Annotated in this window: 15 protein-coding genes and 2 pseudogenes; 7 read left to right on the plus strand and 10 right to left on the minus strand. The window is 70.1% G+C overall.

Annotated elements, in window-relative coordinates:
* Position 1: 1 nt before the first annotated feature.
* The 5 genes from ACIPK3_RS23935 to ACIPK3_RS23955 are packed head-to-tail and all read right to left on the minus strand — an operon-like array spanning position 2 to position 4,794.
* On the minus strand, positions 2-850 hold the full coding sequence (locus ACIPK3_RS23935; protein WP_402572678.1) for a TatD family hydrolase: 849 nt from the start codon (positions 848-850) through the stop codon (positions 2-4).
* Positions 850-1,527: an EboA domain-containing protein gene (locus tag ACIPK3_RS23940; RefSeq protein ID WP_402572680.1), complete on the minus strand. Its 678-nt coding sequence runs from the start codon at positions 1,525-1,527 to the stop codon at positions 850-852. The genes ACIPK3_RS23935 and ACIPK3_RS23940 overlap by 1 nt, the downstream gene beginning before the upstream one ends.
* The gene (locus ACIPK3_RS23945) at positions 1,524-2,486 is read right to left on the minus strand and encodes a sugar phosphate isomerase/epimerase family protein (RefSeq protein ID WP_402572681.1); all 963 of its coding nucleotides are present in this window, start codon (positions 2,484-2,486) and stop codon (positions 1,524-1,526) included. Before ACIPK3_RS23945 ends, ACIPK3_RS23940 begins: the two co-directional genes overlap by 4 nt.
* Positions 2,483-3,667 carry an SCO3242 family prenyltransferase gene (locus tag ACIPK3_RS23950; RefSeq protein ID WP_402572682.1) on the minus strand — a complete coding sequence of 395 codons (1,185 nt, stop codon included), beginning with the start codon at positions 3,665-3,667 and terminating at the stop codon, positions 2,483-2,485. Before ACIPK3_RS23950 ends, ACIPK3_RS23945 begins: the two co-directional genes overlap by 4 nt.
* A complete protein-coding gene (locus tag ACIPK3_RS23955; protein ID WP_402572683.1) occupies positions 3,667-4,794 on the minus strand; it encodes an inositol-3-phosphate synthase in 1,128 nt (375 codons plus the stop codon). Before ACIPK3_RS23955 ends, ACIPK3_RS23950 begins: the two co-directional genes overlap by 1 nt.
* Before the next feature lie 515 nt (positions 4,795-5,309).
* Here ACIPK3_RS23955 and ACIPK3_RS23960 point away from each other — a divergent pair.
* Positions 5,310-5,789: a hypothetical protein gene (locus tag ACIPK3_RS23960; protein WP_402572684.1), complete on the plus strand. Its 480-nt coding sequence runs from the start codon at positions 5,310-5,312 to the stop codon at positions 5,787-5,789.
* 182 nt (positions 5,790-5,971) lie between these two features.
* Here ACIPK3_RS23960 and ACIPK3_RS23965 read toward each other — a convergent pair whose 3' ends face one another.
* The 3 genes from ACIPK3_RS23965 to ACIPK3_RS23975 all read right to left on the minus strand — a co-directional run bounded on the left by ACIPK3_RS23965 (position 5,972) and on the right by ACIPK3_RS23975 (position 9,977).
* Complete coding sequence (locus ACIPK3_RS23965) at positions 5,972-7,366, minus strand: MFS transporter (protein ID WP_402572685.1); 1,395 nt, start codon at positions 7,364-7,366, stop codon at positions 5,972-5,974.
* A 287-nt stretch (positions 7,367-7,653) separates the two neighbouring features.
* Positions 7,654-9,036 (minus strand): hypothetical protein, encoded by a 1,383-nt coding sequence (locus ACIPK3_RS23970; protein ID WP_402572687.1) that lies wholly within the window; start codon positions 9,034-9,036, stop codon positions 7,654-7,656.
* 578 nt (positions 9,037-9,614) lie between these two features.
* Positions 9,615-9,977 carry a DUF1330 domain-containing protein gene (locus ACIPK3_RS23975; RefSeq protein WP_402572689.1) on the minus strand — a complete coding sequence of 121 codons (363 nt, stop codon included), beginning with the start codon at positions 9,975-9,977 and terminating at the stop codon, positions 9,615-9,617.
* 356 nt (positions 9,978-10,333) lie between these two features.
* Here ACIPK3_RS23975 and ACIPK3_RS23980 point away from each other — a divergent pair, with 356 nt between their 5' ends.
* From ACIPK3_RS23980 to ACIPK3_RS23995, 4 genes are all read left to right on the plus strand, one after another.
* Positions 10,334-11,383, plus strand: a complete 1,050-nt coding sequence (locus ACIPK3_RS23980; RefSeq protein WP_402572690.1) for a zinc-binding dehydrogenase — start codon at positions 10,334-10,336, stop codon at positions 11,381-11,383.
* Between the two features lie 279 nt (positions 11,384-11,662).
* Positions 11,663-12,649 (plus strand): hypothetical protein, encoded by a 987-nt coding sequence (locus ACIPK3_RS23985; RefSeq protein WP_402572692.1) that lies wholly within the window; start codon positions 11,663-11,665, stop codon positions 12,647-12,649.
* Positions 12,650-12,707: 58 nt separating this feature from the next.
* Positions 12,708-14,555, plus strand: coding sequence for an HSP90 family protein (locus ACIPK3_RS23990; protein WP_402572693.1), 1,848 nt, complete (start codon positions 12,708-12,710; stop codon positions 14,553-14,555).
* Positions 14,556-14,557: 2 nt separating this feature from the next.
* Positions 14,558-17,491, plus strand: a complete 2,934-nt coding sequence (locus tag ACIPK3_RS23995; RefSeq protein WP_402572694.1) for a tetratricopeptide repeat protein — start codon at positions 14,558-14,560, stop codon at positions 17,489-17,491.
* Between the two features lie 79 nt (positions 17,492-17,570).
* Here ACIPK3_RS23995 and ACIPK3_RS24000 read toward each other — a convergent pair.
* Positions 17,571-17,903, minus strand: a pseudogene (locus ACIPK3_RS24000) (FAD-dependent monooxygenase); the annotation flags it as partial.
* 268 nt (positions 17,904-18,171) lie between these two features.
* On the opposite strand from ACIPK3_RS24000, the gene ACIPK3_RS24005 reads away from it, so the two are divergent.
* Both ACIPK3_RS24005 and ACIPK3_RS24010 read left to right on the plus strand, forming a co-directional pair.
* Positions 18,172-18,453 (plus strand): hypothetical protein, encoded by a 282-nt coding sequence (locus tag ACIPK3_RS24005; protein WP_402572695.1) that lies wholly within the window; start codon positions 18,172-18,174, stop codon positions 18,451-18,453.
* A gap of 81 nt (positions 18,454-18,534) precedes the next feature.
* Positions 18,535-19,065: a GNAT family N-acetyltransferase gene (locus tag ACIPK3_RS24010; RefSeq protein ID WP_402572697.1), complete on the plus strand. Its 531-nt coding sequence runs from the start codon at positions 18,535-18,537 to the stop codon at positions 19,063-19,065.
* 329 nt (positions 19,066-19,394) lie between these two features.
* Here ACIPK3_RS24010 and ACIPK3_RS24015 read toward each other — a convergent pair.
* Positions 19,395-19,494 (minus strand): annotated as a pseudogene (locus tag ACIPK3_RS24015) (IS481 family transposase); the annotation flags it as partial.

Raw genomic sequence — 19,494 nt, forward strand, 5'->3', positions numbered from 1 at the left:
GTCACTCTCCGCCGCGGAGGACGGAGTTGCCCTCGTGTGTGGCACCGGTCGCGGGAGGCTTCAGGTCGAGGCGTCCGCTGAGCCCGTAGAAGGCGACGGGGTTGCGCCAGAGAACCTGGTCGACTTCATCCTCGCTGAATCCCTCGGCGAGCATCAGGTCCGCGACCTTGCGGGTCTTGAGCGGGTCGCTACGGCCCCAGTCCGCCGCGGAGTTCACCAGGACACGCTCGGTCCCGTATCGGCGCAGGAGCACGACCATCCGCTTCTCGTCCATCTTGGTGTCCGGATAGACGGAGAAGCCGAGCCAGCATCCGCCGGCTCTGGCTGCCTCGACGGTGGTTTCGTTCAGGTGGTCGACGACCACGCGTTCTGGCGGCAGCGAGGACTCCCGTACGACATCGAGCGTGCGGCGCAGACCGGCTAGTTTGTCGCGATGAGGCGTGTGCACCAGCGCCGGCAGCCCGTGATCGGCGGCGAGCTGGAGCTGGGTGGCCAGGGCGGTGTCCTCGGCGGGGGTCATCGAGTCGTAGCCGATTTCGCCGACCGCCACGACCCGGTCCTTGACGAGGTACCGGGGCAACTCGTCGAGGACGGGCACGCAGCGGGGGTCGTTGGCCTCCTTGGGGTTGAGGGCGAGGGTGCAGTGATGCGCGATGCCGTGCTGGGCGGCGCGGAACGGCTCCCAGCCCAGCAGTGAGTCGAAGTAGTCGACGAACGAGCCGACGGAGGTACGTGCCTGCCCCTGCCAGAAAGAGGGCTCGACGACGGCGCGGACACCCGCGGCGTACATGGCCTCGTAGTCGTCCGTGGTCCTTGATGTCATGTGGATGTGCGGGTCGAAGATGCGCATCAGGATTCCTTGACGTGGGGCCCGGCCGTGGTTCGGGTCAGGCCGAGGACTCGGTACAGCCCCTCGGGCACGGGACGGCCCGCGGCACCGCGTTCTGCGGCGTAGTCGTGGAGCATGCGGGCGAGTTCACCGTCGCCGTGGGCCCGCCGCGGCAGGTCGGCGATGCTGTCGACGGGCACGCCGGTGAACAGGCACTTCAACAGGGCGTGCCGCCACAGGTGTGGCGCGAGGTGGCGGGCCGAGTACGGGCCGACGGCGGCGGTCAGAAGACGGGAATCGTTGGAGCGCAAAGCGTCCTCGACGAGCGTGACGGCCTCGGGGCCCGGTACGAGATGGGCAAGGGCGTGCAGGACGGCACGGCGCTCATCGACTGTGCCCTGGCGGTACACGCGGGTGAGTACGGCGGTGTCGGCGCGGGCCGTGACGAGGATGAGGACGCGAACGGCGTCGCCGTGGGCGCTCCCGCAGCGGCGTGAGGCCTCGGCGAGGCGTACCTCCCATGCGGGGACGCGCCCCGGCGCGACCGGGCCGGCGACCGCTTCGTCGAGGGCCCGATCCAGCCAGGCACTGGCTGCCTCGGGCAGGCTCGCGCGCAGCCTGTCCCGCAGTTCGCCCACGAAGGCGGGGGCGGACACGTCGGCGGCACAAGAGCCGGAGGCGGCAGGTGAACGCGTCATACGGAGCTCTCCTCCCGGCCGGCCGACGGCACTCGGTGGGCTCCGTGCGACGGGGCAGAGGCCGCCGCCTCGGCTCTTCGGAGAAACGGCAGTGAGAGTTCCGCGAAGTGAGGCCCGGCATGGGAGTGTCGGGGCAGCTCGACGACGCTCAGTCCCCGGTAGTCGGTGGCGGCCAGGGCCGCGAGGACGGCTGAGAAGTCGATGTCGCCTTCCCCGAAGGGGAGGTGCTCGTGGACGCCACGACGCATGTCCTCGATCTGGACGTGCCGCAGCCAGGGGGCGGCCGCGCGCACGCACTCGGCGGGTGGGAGGGGCTCAAGACACTGGCAGTGGCCGATGTCCAGGGTGAGACCGAGCTCGGCGGGGTCACCGAGTGCGCCGCGGAGACGGTGGAAGTCGCTGAGCGTGGCGAGGAGGTGCCCGGGCTCGGGCTCGACGGCGAGGGGGACACCCGCGGCGGCGGCGTCATCGAGGAGAGGGGCCAGAGCGTCGGCCAACCGGCGCCACGCCGTGTCCTCGTCCGTTCCGACCGGCTGGATCCCGCTGAAGCAGTGCACCGCGTGGGCGCCGAGTTCGGCCGCGATCCGGATCGCCCGGGACAGCAGCCCCACACGACGCGCGCGCTCCTCCGGGTCGGGGGACAAGAGGGACGGACCGTGTTTACGGCGTGGGTCGAGCACATAGCGGGCGCCCGTCTCCACCGCGACTTCCAGGCCGAGTGCGTTCAGCCGGCGGGAGACCCTACGGGTGCGGGCCGCGAGATCGGGGGCCAGCGGGTCGAGATGCATGTGGTCGAGGGTCAGCCCGACCCCGTCGTAACCAAGGTCGGCAAGCAGGTTCAGGGCGTCGTCCAGGCGCAGGTCGGTCAGGCCGTTGGTGCCGTAGCCGAAGCGCAGTGTGCCGGGGACCGTCGGCGCGGTCGCCCTGGTGACCTGCGAGAGCGCTCCGCCCGGGGTCATGTCACGCTCACCTTCCTCATGTACCTCGCCGCGACGGGAGCGAGGAAGGCGGTCAGCAGACCGGTGGTCACGGCACCGGAGCGCGCCGCGAGCGCCGCCTGGAGCGGGATCGTGGCATGGATGCCCCTCCCGACGGCGCGCTGGATGAGTGAGGAGGAGGGGTTGAGAGCGGCGTGAGCGTAGGGCCGGGCGGCGGCCGCGGCGTAGGCGGCGGCGAATGCGGCTCGTACGGCGCCGTGCGGCGAGCCGGTGAGCCATCCGGCCGTCGCGGTCGCCCCGGTGAAGGCTCCGGAGCCTGTCTCCGCTTCGGCGGCGGGGCGGCGCGGGGACGCAGGGCGGCGGGAGAGCAGGCCGGTCAGCATGGCCGCCGTGCCCAGAGCCGCCGAGGCGGGCAGCGCGGAGCCGCCTCTCGTCTCCTCGCGGGACAGCGCCGCCACAGCCAGCGTATGGCTACCCAGCAGAACGGCCGGCGCGGCCGCCGGGCGGATCCGTCCCCCGGTGGCCGCGGCCCCCATGAGAAGGTCCAGGCTCCGGGCGGCCGCAGTGGCCACCGGGCCCAGCACACCGTCCTTCAGGACCAGGTCGTACGCCCAGACGGTGACCGCGAGGGAGGTCGCGAGGGCGAATGCCGGACGCCCCGCACGCCACGCCAGGGCGAGGCCGGCCACCGTGAGAGCGCAGGCCGCCACCAGCGCGTCGTCCGGTCGGATACGTCCGGAGGGAATCGGGCGGTGCGGGCGCTCAACGGCATCCTCGACCCGATCGGCCCAGCCGTTGAGAGCCATGGCGGCCTCGTACAGGCACAAGGAGCAGCCGACGGCCAGCATGGTCCGGGAGTTGGGGCGACCAGCCACCACGGCGGCGCCGGCCAGCGCGTCCCCGGGCACCGTGAGTACGGCCGGCAGGCGAAGCAGCTCGGCCCAGTCCCCAAGGGTCGCCACGCGCTCCGCGCGGCCCGGACCCGCCTGAGCCCGCGTACGACCCCGGTCGTCCGTCGGCACGCCGAGGATCCGGTTGCGCGGCTCCCGCGAGCCCCGTCCCCCTCCCCGTTGCCCCGCACCGGCTTCTTCACGCCGGGCCGCGGTCGACCCCGCCGTCCGATGCTCCGCCCCGTCCCACAGGCCCGAAAGCCCTGTACGTCCCGCCACCCGCGAACGCTCGGCCGGCCTTCTTCGCCTCATCACCCATCACCCGACCGAGGAGCGTGAGACCTCAGCCGCTCGGCGAGTCCGGCGAGTTCCAGGTACTGCTCCTGGAGTCCTGACGGCCCGTCTCCGACCGGATCCTTGAAGTAGAAGCCCGCCTCGCGCAGCGGTCCGGACATTCCCGCCTCGTGAGCGCGGGCGACAATCCGGACCAGATCCAGGACCAGCGGTGCGGCGAGAGCCGAGTCGCATCCCTGCCAGATGGTCTGCAACACCATGCGCGCTCCGAGGAAGCCGTCGAAGGCGACATGGTCCCAGGCGGTCTTCCACTCGCCGAGGGCCGGCACATTGTCGATGTGCACCTCGCCCTCCGGAGCCGTGCCGAGAGTGTCGGCGAGGACCCGCTCCTTGCCCGCGTACTTGGCGGACGCGGCGCCGGGGTCCGCCAGGGAGGCGCCGTCGCCGCCGCCCAGCAGGTTGCTTCCCGACCAGGCCCGTACCGCGAGCGCGCGCTGCGCGAACATGGGGCCCAGCACGGAGCGCAGCAGTGTCTGGCCGGTCTTGCCGTCGCGCCCTGCGTACGGCAGCCCGCTCGCTGCCGCCGGCCGCGCCAGGGCAGGATGGTGAAGGCCCGTCGAGGAGGTGAAGTTGACGTACGGGCAACCCGCGCGCAATGCCGCCGCCGCATACAGAGAACTCGCGGGGAGGGTGTCGCCGAGGGTCGGAGGTTCGGCCGACGCCACGTTCAGTACGACAGCGCGCGCCAGCCCTCGGCGGCGTACGAATTCCTGGATGTCAGCGGCGAAGGCACTGATCAACTGTTCCTCGTCCCGTGTGTCACCACGCAGGGGACCACCTGGTCTGATTTCCTCGTCCGCCGCGGCCAGTTCGGTCCCGACTGCGTTCACGACGTCGTGATTCAGGACTCCCTCGGCCGTCAGCATCTCAGCCCGCTTGGGCAAGGGGCCGTCCGCGGTGTCGTGACCGCCGAAGACGAGGGACGAAAGCGCGGGCAGTCCCGCGTCGGCAAAGACAGACGTCTCGGTCACCAAGCCTGTGGGCGGATACAGGCCGGTGGCAATGGCAGCACACCCAGCGACCGAGGTCGTGGCGACGGAGCCGCGTGCTCCGATCAGCCAGACCCCGACCGGACGGTGAGACATGGACGCATGCACGACTGGCCTCCTTGCACGACTTGGCGGAGTTGAGTATTTCGCGAAGTCAAAAGCCCTGATTCATATCATTCCGAGAGATTGACAAGCGTTACGCTAACGCCTGAACACGCATGACGCAGGGGCTGTGTCGGTTGCCCCGGAGTAACGGATCGCCAGGCAATCCACGCTGCCTCATGGGCCGAGGTCGCTGGAAGTCGACGTACCTGGCGGCGAAGAGTGCTATCTGACCTGCGAAAACCATATCGCTGTGGGCGGATGCGGCGTGATGACAAGAGCACTCTTCCGGCGGTCGTCAGTACAGGGGTAGGGCTGTCGGCCGTCCGGTCGATCCGGCTCAGTACTCCATCCAGGGAAACTCCTGAACGAAAAAGGATCGCGAACGCTGAAATCGGATGAGAATACTCATACTGAAAATCAGCACACTCGAAGACCCCAAATGACTAACGAGTTCTCATCAACCGTGTCTGCCTGAAACCGATGAGCAGCGAAGGAGTGCCGCGTACATGTTCACGAAGCGAGCAGCTGGATGCGTAGCCGGCTTGGCAGTTACGGTACTTGGACTGGTGGCAGCCGCATCGCCGCCGGCCGTGTCGACGACCGGGGGCTCCAGCGAGCGGATCATCAAGCTCACCCTGACCGAAACCGACGGGACGCACCCCGATGCCATTCCTGGCTCGACATGGGTCGAGTTCGGGACTTCGTCCCTGACCAAGTCTGGTGCGCCCTACGGAACATGGGGCTATCAAGGCGTGGTTCTGGCCGTGCACGGGGACGCTCTGGAGGAGCAGGTCGTGGCGACCTTCCACACACCGGAAGGCCAGATCACCACTCAGATCCTCGACCAGGATCTCGAGCCACGGGATCCGCAGAACACGCAGACAAGCGCGATCACGGGCGGAACGGGTCGCTTCAGCAGGGCAACCGGCTACATCGAGGCACGTGATGACGGTAAGCACGTGGTCCTTCACGTGTTCGAGCGCTGACGCCCACTCTTCAGCGGTCGTGGGCTCAGCGCTCCAACCACGTCATGATCTCGGCGCCGCCCGTCCGCCGACGGGCGGCGCCCACCACTCCCGACCCCGGCCATACAGGGCGACGTCAACCTGACGGCGCAGAAGCTGCTTTGGCCGGGTGAGCCGGGTGTTGATCCCGCCGTTCCCCGCGCCTACCTGCCGTCCGGCTCGGCCGCGGGCGGTGGCGTCGTGCTGTCCGTGAAGCGCCGGGCTCGGATGATGCCCCACCCCACCAGTGCCGCGGCCAGGACCGTGAGCACGAGGCCGGCGCGGGTGACCGCCTCGCGGAACTCCGTGGTCTGGGACGTGCTCCAGCTCGACGCGGCGATGTCACCGGTGAAGAGCGTCGCGAGGATGGTCCCGCTGACAGCGATGCCGATTCCGGTGGTGACCTCGCCGGCGGTGTCCACCAGCGCCGCACCTACGGTGGTGCGGTTGCTCGGGAGGCCACGCATCACGTTGGTCCCGGCGACGACACCTACGACCCGCATACCGGCGGCGACGAGCACGAGCGCGAGGGCGACCCACACGTACCCGAAGCGGCCCAGCAGCCCGTAGACGGCCAGCCCGCACACGACGGATGCGGCGCTGAGCCAGGCGGCCCTGTCGAGACCGACGCGTGTGACCAGCGGACCGATGAGAGCACCGCCCGCGATGAGCACGACGACCTGCGGCAACATTCCCACAGCCGCTTGGGCGGGCGTCCAGCCCCAGTCGAGCTGGAGCTGCAGCGTCACGAGGTAGCCGAGGCCGGCGGTGGCAAGACCCGCGGCCGCCTTGAACGCCAGGCCGCTCGACACGAGCGGACGGGCGAGGAGCCTGAGATCGAGCAGTGGATGGTCGGCGGATCGCTCGCGGACGACGAACAGCACGGCCATCACGACGGCCGCCGCAGCGGTCAGCCACGGCAGCGGAGATGCGGTGCCCGCGTCGACGAACAGTGTCGGTGCGACCAGCGTGAGCACGATCGTGGCCGTGCCGAGCAGGGCACCCTCGCCGTCGATCGGGTCGAGGTGCAGCTCGTGCGCCTTGTCGGCGGGGATGCCGCGTCGAATGCCGATGAACGCGAGTGCGGCGATCGGCACGTTCACCAGCAGCAACGCCTGCCACGGAGCGAACGCGAGCACGAAGCCACCTGTCGTGGGCCCGATCGCGAGTCCGACCAGGCCCACGGTCGAGATCAGCGTCGTCGCACGGACACGGAGCCCGTCTTCGTCGAACAGACGGAATGCCAGAGCGAGGGAGCCCGGCGTCGTCATCGCGGCCGCCACGCCCATCGCCGCCCGGATCGCGATGAGTTGCTCCGGCGTTGTGACGAACACCGTTGCCAGGCTTGCCGCGCCCAGCAGCACCAGCCCTGTGAGCATGACCCTGCGGCGGCCGACCCGGTCGGCCAGGGCGCCGAAGGCCGGCATCAGGCCGCCGAACACGACGGCGTACACGCCCGTGACCCACTGCAGCGCAGTCGTCGACGCCGACAGTTCACGGCCGATGGTCGGCAGTGCGACGTTGAGGATCGAGTTGTCGAGCATCTCGAACAGAAACACCGCTGACAGCCCTGCGAGGGCTGTCCAGGCTTCACGGAGGGAGCGTGGTGATCGAGAGGCTTCGGTCGGGGCGCCGACATTCTCGGCAGCTCCATTACGGCGGACATGCACTGCGCACTCCTTCGATGTGAAGAAGTGACGGCTCGTCCGATACCGCGTATGCGCGCGTGGACCCTGCTCCGTCAACCTGGTGTTGATGCCCAGCAGCGCACACGCGTTTTTACTTCCAGTGCCCTGAGACTAACACTCGGCCCGGGGGCCGTGGCAGCCGTATGGGTGGGCGGAAGTCAGTTCGCGCAGCCGGTGACGGCGGCGGGGCTGAGGAGGCAGTTGGTGGGGCTGTTCGCGGCGATGGTGGTGCTGACGGGGACGATGACGACCGTGGTCCAGATGCCGCCGGGGGCGGGGGCAGCAGGGGCCTTGTTGTTCTGGACGGAGGCGTTGGTGAGACTGACGGTGGCGCCGTTGTTGTAGATACCGCCGGCGACGGAGCCGGTGCCGGACACGGTGTTGCGGTCGATGAGGGAGCCGTTCACGTTGACGGTGGAGGGTCCCATGGCGGTGTCGGAGTACAGCCCCCCGCCCAGGGAGTTCGCGCCTGCGGCGACGTTTCCGGTGATCTGGCTGCCGTTGGTGACGTTCGCCGTGCCTCCCACCACCGCGAGGCCGCCACCCAGACTGCTCACGTTGACCATCCGGTTGCCGGTGATCTTGGTGTTGTCCAGGGTGAGGGAGGGCGATGCGCTCGCGATGCCGCCGCCTCTGGGGATCGCACCGGGTGCGTTGACCCCGTTCACGAGGTTGCCGGAGATCGTGGAGTCGGTGATCGAGGCCGGAAGCGTGACCGAGAGGCCGCCGCCGCCGAAATTGCTGACGCTGTTGCCGGAGATGACGCTGCCGCCATCGATCATGAGGTTGCCGACACCCCCGGTGGCAAGGATGCCCCCGGCGGCGAAGTGCGAGGTGTTGTTGCTGATGGTGCTGCCGCTGATGTTGATGTTGCCGCCGTTGAGGGTGGCCACACCGCCGCCCACGGCCGTGGCCCTGTTCCCGGAGACGGTCACCGAGGTGAGGGTCGTGGAGCCGACGGCACCGGTTTCGCTGTCAACGCCGCCACCGATCTGGGCGCGATTGTCGCGGACGGAGCCTCCGGTCAGGGAGGTGATCGTGTCGGTTTCGCCGAGGACGGCTCCGCCGGCTCCTTCCCCCGCGGCGTTGCCGAGAAAGGAGACGTCGGTCGTGGTGAGCGTGCTGCCCGCACCTGTGACACGGACCCCGCCACCGCCGTTGCCGGAGGCGCGGCCGTTCATGACGGTGAGGTTGTCCGCAGTGAGCTGTCCGCCGACAGCGACCTCGAGGAGGCGGAAGTCGGTTGCGGCAGTCGTGGAGCGCAGCAGCGTGGCGTTGTTCCCGTGGATGGTGATGCCGGCGGGAAGAGTGATCTGCGGGATGGCGTCGCCGTTCGCGTCGCCGACACCGAACTCGTAGACGCAGTACGAGGCGAGACTGAGTACCGGGTCGCCGCCGGTGTTGGCCGCGGCAACCTTTGCGATCAGGTCACCGGGGTCGCAGGCCACGCCGACATCCGCCGCATGCACCTGGGCGGACGCCGTCGCGGGGAGCAGCAGAGCACCGGTCGTGACGAGGACGGCGAGGCGGGCGTGTGTCATGCGCGATCCTTCGGGGGCTCATCGCTCTCCAGAGGAGAATGAGTGGTGGCGACAGCCGTTCCCGAACCGGGGGAACGCGGGAGTGAAACGTAGCCTGCCGCGAGCCGCCACACGCCAGGACGCCCCTCAGGAGTCTTGTGCCGCATACGGTGACTTCGGATGCCGGACCTCCCACCACGGTTGGCGGCGCTCGTCCCAGACTTCCGCCTGCTGCTGTCGGTCACGGGCCCAGCTCTGCTCCTCCTGGACCTGACACTGTCGGGGGATCTCCGGCGCGGGCCGTTCTGGAAGGCCACTCCAGCCGAACCGATGGTGGTCAGCACCTTGAGAACGGTCCCCTCAGCCCGTGGGCCGAGTCGAGTGGCGATGCGCCAGGACCGGGGCGGGGGACATGCCGGCTCGCCGCAGGCTTCAACTGTCGATGCCCAGAACCCGCACCAAGGTCTCAACGGCGACCACGGCCTCCGGGGCGGCTTGTGACTGGTAGATGGATGCCACCGGCCCAACGCGCATGCCCGGGCGGCCAGTAGCAGTTCCTCCTCAACAGGAGGCACCCATGGCGGTCGGTGGCCGAAGGATTACGTGGCCGACCGGCCCGCTCGGGCGTCCTCTGTGCGCAGCTTGTGGGCTCGCTCGGCCGGGTCGTAGTTCGGACCGACGCCCTCGATCAGCACCAGGTCGCCCTCCACATGGTCGGTACGCAAACTCAGGATGGCCCGGTAGGCGGGGGAGTCGTACCAGGCACGGGCTTCGGTCAGGCTGGGGAACTCGATCAGCACCATGCTGCCGGGCCACGTACCCTCTACGACTTCGACCGGCGGACCGTGGATGACGAAGCGGCCGGCGAACGGGTCGAGGGTTGCCTGGATGCGCTCCAGGTACTCGATGATGTCGGAGTGATTCCGACGGCTGCGGAGATGAGCGAAGCCGTAAGCGGGCACCGTGGGGCCTCCTTTCGTTCCGGTCGTGCCGGGGGTGTGAGCGATGCCCAGAACGTAGCCGTGGGTGGTTGGGCAGCGCGATTACCTCGGGGGTAATTGCCGGGCGCCACATGGAGGACTTGCATCCAGGCGATGTATCCGTCGGGTCGGATCAGTACGGCGTCCATGTCGTTACGAAGGAGAGATCCACCAACATCTCGACGTCGAACCCCGCTTCAACCGACTCAAGCAGTTCCGCGCCGTAGCCACCGGCTGCCCGAGGTGTCCACGTACGACACCGGAGGTATAAAGGACGCAGATCCGGCCGTACCTGGCAGGCGGCGGACCGGGCCGAACCATCACGTCGCGGGAGTCACATGGACACCATGCTTGCCGGGCGTCTCCATCTCGCGTCGGGGACGTTCGCGGTCGAGGAGGTCCCGGTTCCCCGCCCCGGACCGGGCGAAGTGCTGGTGAAGGTCGAAGCGGCCGGAGTGTGCCTGTCCGACGTGCACCTGATCGACGGGAGCCTCAGGCCGCGGTCTCACCCGGACGGCGTCATCACCCTCGGACACGAAGTGTCGGGGGTGATCCACACTCCCGGACCAGACCTCACCGGCTCCTGGTCGCCGGGCACACGCGTGGCCCTGCAGGCCGGTCAGAGCTGCGGTGAATGCGACGCCTGCCGCAAGCGCCGCCCCGGGTGCCTGGCGCCGCGCACCCGCGGGGTGGACTACGACGGCGGGTGGGCGGAATTTGCCCTGGCACGGGAGGACACCCTCTGCCGGATCCCGGACCATCTGCCGTTCGAGCAGGCCGCCATCATCCCCGACGCGGTCTCCACCCCCTACGCCGCCGTCGTGGCCACGGCCCAGGTGCGCCCCGCCGACGCGGTGGCCGTGTGGGGTGCGGGTGGCCTCGGAGCGCACGGCATCATGGTGGCCAGGCTGGCAGGTGCCGCACCGGTCATCGCGGTGGATCCGCTGCCCGAGGCACGGCGACGTGCCGAGCGCCTGGGAGCGGATCTCGCCCTCGATCCGAGCGATGAGGGATTCGTCGAGGCGATGTGGGCGGCCACCGAGGGACGTGGACTGCGGTTCGCCTTCGACTTCGCGGGTGTGCCGGCGGTACGGGAGCAGGCCGCGCTCTGTCTGGGGCCGGGTGGAACACTGGTGCTGGTCGGGATCACCCGACAGCCACTCGTCCTCAGCGACGGCCGGCGGTTCGGCTTCCTGGGCAACCAGATCCGCGGTCACTACGGCTCCGAGCCGGAACATGTGGAGCAGCTCATCCGACTCGTCTCCACGGGCCGACTGAACCTGTCCGGCTCCGTCAGCGACCGGCTGCCCCTCGCCGACGCCAAGGAGGCGGTCGCCCGGCTGGAACATAAGACGGGCAACCCGATCCGTATCGTCCTCGTCCCTTGAGGCTGTCGCCGTAGGGATCCACCCAGCGACGTGACATGAGCAGCCTCGCCGCAGGAACAAGCCCCGTCAGGGCTTTTCAGGCTTGCGGGCCAGCAGGCAGGCATGCGGTCTGATCACCCGTCCGTTGCACTGTTCCCGTCGCGTTGTCGCCTGGGACCGGGAAGATGCGCGACGGCGGGAACGAAATGGTGAAGCACCGGTGGAAACCCTGTGGAAGTAGTGACGGTGGGGGCACCTATGCTGCTCTGGACGATCACGCGGAGAGCGGGGGAACGCGGCATGTTTGAAAGACTGTTCGGTAGGGGTGCGGAGAGACCGGAGGCGGATCCGTACGCCCTTCCCGTCCCGCGTAGGCCGAAGAACGGGACATACACGCTGCGCGCGCTCGGAGACACACGGGTGCTCGCGCTGGTGGAGGCCGCCACCGAGGGTGACTGGGCGGCGGTCAAGGCGGCGCTGGCTCCCTTCGATCTCGGTCGCGACCACCAGGTCCTCGGTGAGCTGGCCGACCTCGACGGCGTGCAGGACTGGATAGGCCGGGCCGTCGAGGAGGACAAGGAGCACCGGGCGACGGCTCTGCTGATATCCGGGGCGCGCCACATCAACTGGGGCTGGGAGGCGCGCACCAGCGACCGTGCGGTGAACGTCACGCCCGAGCAGTGGCGGGTCTTCCACGAGCGACTCTGCATCGCCGAGGAGCAGCTGCTCGAAGCCGCCGAGCTGCGGCCCGAATGGATCACGCCCTGGCGCCGCCTCCTCACCTCCGGCCGCGGCATGTCGCTTGCCCCCGCCGTCAGTGAGGCCCGGCTCGCCGCCGCCCTGCGCCGCGACCCGCTGGACCTGGAGACCCACATCGGGTGGGTGTCTCAACTTCAGCCCCGTTGGGGCGGCGAGCCCGGTGAGGCCCTGGCGTACGCCCGGAAGGCGTTCGCCGGCGCGCCCGAGGGCCATCGCCTCGGCTGTGTGATCGCCATGGCGCACATCGAGGACTGGGTCGAGTCCGACCGTAAGGACTGCCTCAGAAGCCCCGAGATCCAGGACGAGTTGGTGGAAGCGGCCGAGCGCAGCATCCTCCACCCCGCCTACGTGCGTCGCCCGGGCTGGCAGCAGGACTTCAACATGTTCGCCATGGCCTTGTCCCTGGCCGTCGTGAGCACCGCGACGCCGCGCGTCTTCCGCGAGCTGCAAGGCGCCTACACCCCATGGCCCTGGGAGTACATGGCGCGGCCGGAAGAGATGTACGCCCGCGCCCGGCGCAACGCCTGAACCCGTCGCCCCGCCACCCCACCCGCCGCTCGTCGCCCACCTCACCCCGGACTGCCCGATGACTCTGCCCGACACCTCTTCGACCCCGGCCGGCTCCGACCGCACCTTCCAGGTGGATCTGCGCGGCCTCGTCGATCTCCTCTCCCACCATCTCTACTCCAGCCCCCGCGTCTACCTGCGCGAACTCCTGCAGAACGCGGTGGACGCGCTGACCGCGCGGCACACCCTCCAACCGGGCGCCCCCGCCGACGCGTTCGGTATCCGCCTGTACGCCGACGGCTCGGTCGTACGAGTGGAGGACGACGGCGTCGGTCTCACGGAGGCCGACGTGCACGCCTTCCTCGCCACGATCGGCCGCAGCAGCAAGCGTGCCGAGGGGATCGCCGATCAACGCGCCGACTTCATCGGCCAGTTCGGCATCGGCCTGCTCTCCTGCTTCCTGGTCGCGGACGAGATCCATGTCGTGAGCCGCTCCGCCCGCACCCCGAATGGCCCCGCCGTCGAGTGGCGGGGACGCGGAGACGGCAGCTACTCCGTCCGCACCCTGCCCGCCTCCGCCCGCCCGCGCCCCGGCACCACCGTCACGCTGACTCCGCGCGCCGACGCGGACGAGTGGACCCGGCCGGCGCAGGTGCACGCGCTGGCCCGACACTTCGGCTCCCTGCTGCGCCATCCGGTGACCTTCACCGACGGCACGGGCGGCCCGGGCGCAGCCGTCAACCCCGAGCCCGCGCCCTGGGCGCGTACGTACCCGACGCCGGGAGCACGCTCCCGTGCGCTGGCCGCGTACGGCGAGGAGATCTTCGGATTCACGCCCCTGGACACCATCGAGCTGGACCTGCCGGCCGTGGGCCTGAAGGGCATCGCGTGCGTGCTCCCCGAGGCCGTGCCGGCCGGGCGCCGCCACGGCCATCGCGTGCACGTCAAGGGCATGCTGCTGTCCGAGCAGGCCGAGGAGATCCTGCCCGAGTGGGCGTTCTTCGTCCGCTGCGTACTCGACGCGGAGAGCCTGCGCCCGACTGCCTCCCGCGAGTCCCTGTACGAGGACGACACCCTCGCCGCGGTCCGCGACGCCCTCGCCGAGCGGTTGCGCGCGTGGATGGCCCGGACCGCCGCCAGCGACCCGGACCTCCTCGGCCGCTTCCTCCAGGCCCACCACCTGGCCGTGAAGTCGCTGGCCGTGCACGACGACGAGATCCTGCGGATGCTGCTGCCGTGGCTGCCCTTCGAGACCACCGACGGACACGCCACGCTGGACGAGTTCGCGCGCACCCACCGCACCGTGCTCGTCACATCCAGCGTGGAGGAGTTCCGGCAGGTCGCCGCGATCGCCTCGGCCGCCGGGCTCGGCGTCGTCAACGGCGGCTACACCTACGACCGTGAACTGGTCCACCGGCTGCCGGAGATCAGGCCGGACGTCAGCGTCGCCGACCTCGACCCGGCAACGCTCACCGCCCACCTCGACCCCGTCGACCGCGAGACGGAACTGGCTGCAGCGGCCTACCTCGCCCTGGCCCGCGACGCCCTCGCCGTCTTCGACTGCGACGTCGCGCTGCGCACCTTCAAGCCCGCCTCGGCCCCCGCCCTCCTCCTCGACAGCCGCGAGGCCCGGCACGAGCGCACCCGTTCCCAGCTCGCCCGCGAGCAGCAGGGGGGTGTGTGGGGCGACATCCTCGGCCACCTTCGTCAGGAGGCCCCGCAGGCTCAGTTGATCCTCAACCAGCTCAATCCGCTGGTCCGCGCTGCCGTCACCATCGACGAACCCGAGCTGGCCCGCACCAGTGCCGAAGCCCTCTACGGGCAGGCCGCGATGCTGTCCCGGCGCCCGCTCAGGCCCGCCGAGTCGAGCCTCATCAACCGCTCCTTCCTCGACCTTCTCGCCCACGCCCTCCGCAAGGACCGCTGACGATGACGACCGCACCCCAGACCACCGACGAGCTGTACCAGGCGCTTCGGGAGAACGACCGGCGCCCCTACGGCCGCTCCCGCACGGTCACGGCCGAGGAACTGGTCGACGCCGCCGAGCAGTTCGCCGAGCCCCGCCCGCTCGTCCACGCACTCCTCGAACTCCAGGAGGCGTACACCTACGGCTCCGAGCCCCGGAAGTCACCCGTCGTCTTCGCCCGTGTGCTCACCCTCTTCGACGAGCAGCCCGACGTCTTCGACGAGCGCCTGCGTCGCACGCTGTTCTGGCGGTTCAAGTGGGTGGCCAACGCCCTGCGCGCGCTGCCCGAGGTGCCGTTGGCCAGCCTGCGCCAGTGGCTGGCGGAGATGCGCGACCGGTACGAGAAGGCCGGCCTCGGCCTTCAGCCCTACTACGGACAGGCATACCAGCTCGCCTCCCACGTCGGCGAGGACACCACCCTCGCGTACGAGCTGTGGGCGGCCCGTACCCGCACCAACCTCACCGACTGCGAGGCTTGCGAGATCTGCGAGCGCGCTCGGTACCACCTCGCGACCGGCGACGACGAGCGGGCGCTGCGCACCTGGGAGCCCGTCCTGACCGGGAAGGAGTCCTGCCAGGAAGAACCCGCCCGCTCCACCTCGTACGCGCTGCTTCCCCTGCTGCGCACCGGGCACACCGACCGGGCCCGCGCACTGCACCTCACCGGCTACCGCTCCTGCCGCCGAAACCCCTCGATGTCCGGCGAGATCGGCCGGCACCTGGAGTTCTGCGCGCTGACCGGCAACGAGGCACGTGGGCTTGAACTGCTCGCGGAGAACCGGAGCCTGTTCGACGACGTCGACTCCCCGCTGGACCTGCTCAGCTTCCTCACCGGCGTGGAGGTCCTCCTCCAGCGCGTCGAACACCTCGGCCACGGCGAACTGCCCGCGGCCGGATACGCCGGCCGCACCTGGACGGTGGCCGGCCTGCGCGCCGAGGTGCGTGACCGCGCCCACGACCTCGCCGCCCGCTTCGACGCCCGCAACGGAACCACGGCCCACACCGACCGGCGCAGAGCCCGCCTCGACCGCGCCCCCCTCCTGGGCTCCCTGGAACTGACCCTGCGCACCCGCGGCCTCGACGACGTGACCCCGGCCGCCCCGGCTGCCGCGCCCACCGCCCGCGCGGCCGCCGACGTCCCCGACACGTTGCCCGAACTCATCGCCCGGGCACGAGCATTGGAGGAGCAGGGACATCCGGACGCAGTGGCCTGCTGGGCACGGCTGCGCACGCTGGTCGCCGCCCCCGACTACGCCCACCCCGACGACCCGGCCGTGGGACCACTCGTACAGCTGCGGGCGGACCTGTCGGCCGACGAGGCGGGCAGGGCGGGCGAGAAGGACGAGGTCGGCGCAGCCGCCGCCCTCTACGAGGAGGCCGCGAGTCTGTATGACGAGGCCGGAGCACCGGGTCACGCGGTACTCGCCCGCGCCTGTGCCCTGCTCCCTGCGGGCGGGACCCCCGCGGAGCATGCCGAGGGAGCCGAGGCGAAGGCCGCCGCGCTGACCGCCGCCCACGCCGCCCTCGTACGACTTCACGAGGAGGCGTCCGGGCTCCCCCCGTACCAGGAGGCCCGTCTGCTACGGCTGAGGGCGACCGCGCTCGGCCTGCGGCTGCAGACGTCGGGGAACGAGGAGCACGTCGCGCCGGTCTTCGCCGAAGTGGACCTGCTGCTCGAATTCGCCACCCGGTACGACATCGTCAGCCAGGTCTCCGGCGCCCTCCTGCTGCGGGCCAGTACGTACGCGCTTTCCGGCGACCTGCCCGCAGCGGTCACGGAGATCGACGCCCTCCTGGACCGGCTGAAGGCGCACGGCCCGGCCTGGCACCTGCCCCGCACACTCGGACTGCGCGGCCGGATCCAGCTCGGCCTACGGGACGCGGAGGCCGCGCACGCGGATCTGACCGAGAGCCTGAGACTGGCTGCCGACTGGCCGTCCGCCACTGTCGACACCGCCCGCTTCCACGGAGACCTGGCCGAGGCCGGCATGCATTTGGGCCGCCCCGACGAGGCACTGCGGCACCTCACACGCTCCGCCGAGCTGGAACTGCGCCACGGCAACCGGACCGACGCGTTCTGCACCTACAGCAACGCGGCCCAACTCAGCCTCGACCTGGGCCGCGTCGAGGACTGCATCGCCCTGCTCGACTCCCTCCTGGCCGAACCGGAAGTCGCCGCCGGAGAGCTGGACGACCGGCTCGTGGCACAACTGCGCCTGACCCGCGCACGCGCGCTGCACACGGGGGAGGACCTCAAGGCAGCCACGGCCGAATTCGCCGCCCTCGCGGCCGAGTCGGCCGACTGGCACGACGACCTCGGAAGCCACGCCGTGATCGCCGCGGAGACCGCCGTACTCCTCGCCGAGTCCGGCGAGTTCGGCCCGGCTCGCGAGGCCGCGAACCAGGCGCTCGCCGCGCACGCGCAGGCCCCGCGTTACGAGCAGCTCAGCAACTGCCTGCGCGAACTCGCCCGGCTCCAGGCCCAGCGGCAGGGCTCCGACGGCCTGACCGACGCCCTCGCCCTCCTCGCTGACGCGGGCAGCGTCGCCGACGAGGCCCGCGCCGCGGGTTACGAGGCCCATGGCCGCTCCCTGGACAGCGCCCTCGCCTACGAACACGGACGGGTCAACTCCTACGCCGGTGAGTACGAGACCGCCCTGGCCGCACTGGACAAGTGCCTCGCCCTCCTCGGCGAACCGGGACCCGACGCGGACCACATCGGAGAGTGGGCCGAATGCATCCGTCTCGCGGGTGCTGTGGAGGGCATTTTCCTTGAACGCCCCGCCCCAGCCCTCACCCGCCTCGACGCGGCGGTCTCCAACCTCACCGCCCTCGGCCACACCGAGGAGACCGAGCCGCTGACCTCCCTGGCGGCCCGGCTGCGCGACGAAGGGTGATGCGGCTGCCGCCGCTCGTCCAAAGCGGCTTGCGGGCTGTTGGCGCGTTGGCGGGAGGCCAGTCCGGTCTGTGATCAGCTCAGCTCAGCTGTGGTGGGACCCAGGCGTGGTGCCGAAGGATCATGCGCGTTGCGGCGCGGGAGGGTGTCAGCCGCATCGCCGTGTTCCGCAGGGCGACGGCCAGTGGGTGGGAGGGCTGCCGGCCCGTCCGCCCGGCCTGCCGGGCGGCTCGCGCGACTGCCTGACTGCACGGTCGGCGCTCGGCGTCGTAGCGGCGAAGTGCGGCTTCGACGCTGGGCTCGTTGACGAGCGCGGCGGCCAGCGAGACCGCGTCGTCCAGCCCTGGGCAGGCACCCTGTCCGAGGTGGGGCGTCATCGCGTGTGCCGCGTCACCGAGCAGCGCGATCCGGCCCGCCATGCTGGCTGCCCACAACTCGCGTACATGCGACGACGAACGCCCCCTGATGGACGGTAGCTAGACGACTCGCCGCCTGCTGGAGTCAGAGAGGAACATCGCACCGGGAGGTCTGCGCGTTCACGACACCCGGAGCAATGTCACTGCCCAGCCGGGATGTTGTTGTGGCCCGGAGGACTGGCGTGAGTGGCTCGACGTCGTAGACGGGGAAACGCTGTGGCCCGGCCATGACCCTTCACCAAGGCTTGAGCACGCCGACGAGGTCGTGCAGTTGTGGCTGGACAGCGCCGACGCTGAAGAAACTCCCTCCGCGCAGCCCATCGAGATCGTGATGTGTGACCTGCCGGGGATCCTGCATACCGTGCAGGAGGGACTGCAAGGCGTTCTTGCTCTGTGCAGGAAGTGGGCCGCTCGCCACGTCCCGACTCTCGCCGCGGATCTGGCAGCCAGACTCGACGAGCTGGCCATCAGCGCGCCACTGCCAGATACCAGTGGCCAGCACGCACTGCGACCGATCACGGAATTGGAGCCAGAGCCCGAGAAATGACGTCAGTGCGGGGCTGTGCTCGAAACGTAGGTGCGGACTGACCTGGACCCACGACAGGATGGGCGGATGAAGCCTCTTGACGTGCCTGAACTCACCGCTGACGGTGGATTCACGCTTCGGCCCTGGCGCCTTTCGGACCTTCCGCTTGTCCTTGAGGCATCGGAAGACGACTACATCCCGTTGATCACGACGGTGCCTTCGCCCTATTCCGAGCCGGCGGGCGTCGCGTTCATCGAACGGCAGTGGGGCCGGGCAACCACGAGGGCCGGTTATACGTTCGTCATCGTGACCTCCGACGGTCGGCCGGTCGGCCAGGTGGGGCTGTGGCTGAGGGACCTGGAACAGGGGCGGGTGTCGCTGGGCTATTGGGTCGTCAAGTCGGCGCGTGGTCAGGGTGCCGCCGTGGCCGCCGTCGGCGCAGTGGCCGGCTGGGCCTTGCGTGATCTGCGGATTCCTCGACTCGAACTGTGGGTGGAGCCGTGGAACACGGCGTCCGTGCGCACCGCCGAGCGTGCTGGGTTCCGACAGGAGGGGCTGCTGCGAGGGTGGCAGCAGGTGGGGGACGAGCGCCGGGACATGTTCATGTACTCGCTGCTGAATGACGAGCTGTGACGTCGTCGGTCCTGCCGCCGGACTGCGGCCCCAAGGACTGGCAGCAGGGTCAACTGGCTGTGACCGGGGCTTCACCAAAGTGCGCCTGGCGTCCGAACGGCGCTGCTGTCCGTTGTCCTTCGTGCTCACCCCGGGGCAGGCAGCCGACGGCCCGCAGCTCATCCCCGTCCTGCGGGGCATCAAGGTCCGCAGCCCGGTGGTGCGGCCGCGGATCCGGCCCGACGCCGTCGCTGCTGACAAGGCGCGCGCCTCCCGCCGCCATGACCGCGTGGAGCCAGATCGATTTCCTACGCCATGCAGCCAACACTTATCACGACTCTGCACGGGCCCTAGCTGTATTGACCCGCAGGGTTGTTGACACGGCTGATGGGTGGTTGGCCTCCGAGTGCGGTGTGGCAGCGATGGTAGTTGTAGGTGTGAAGGAAGTCG

Origin of the sequence: Streptomyces sp. NPDC086787 (assembly GCF_044745865.1) — a bacterium.
Lineage (GTDB): Bacteria > Actinomycetota > Actinomycetes > Streptomycetales > Streptomycetaceae > Streptomyces.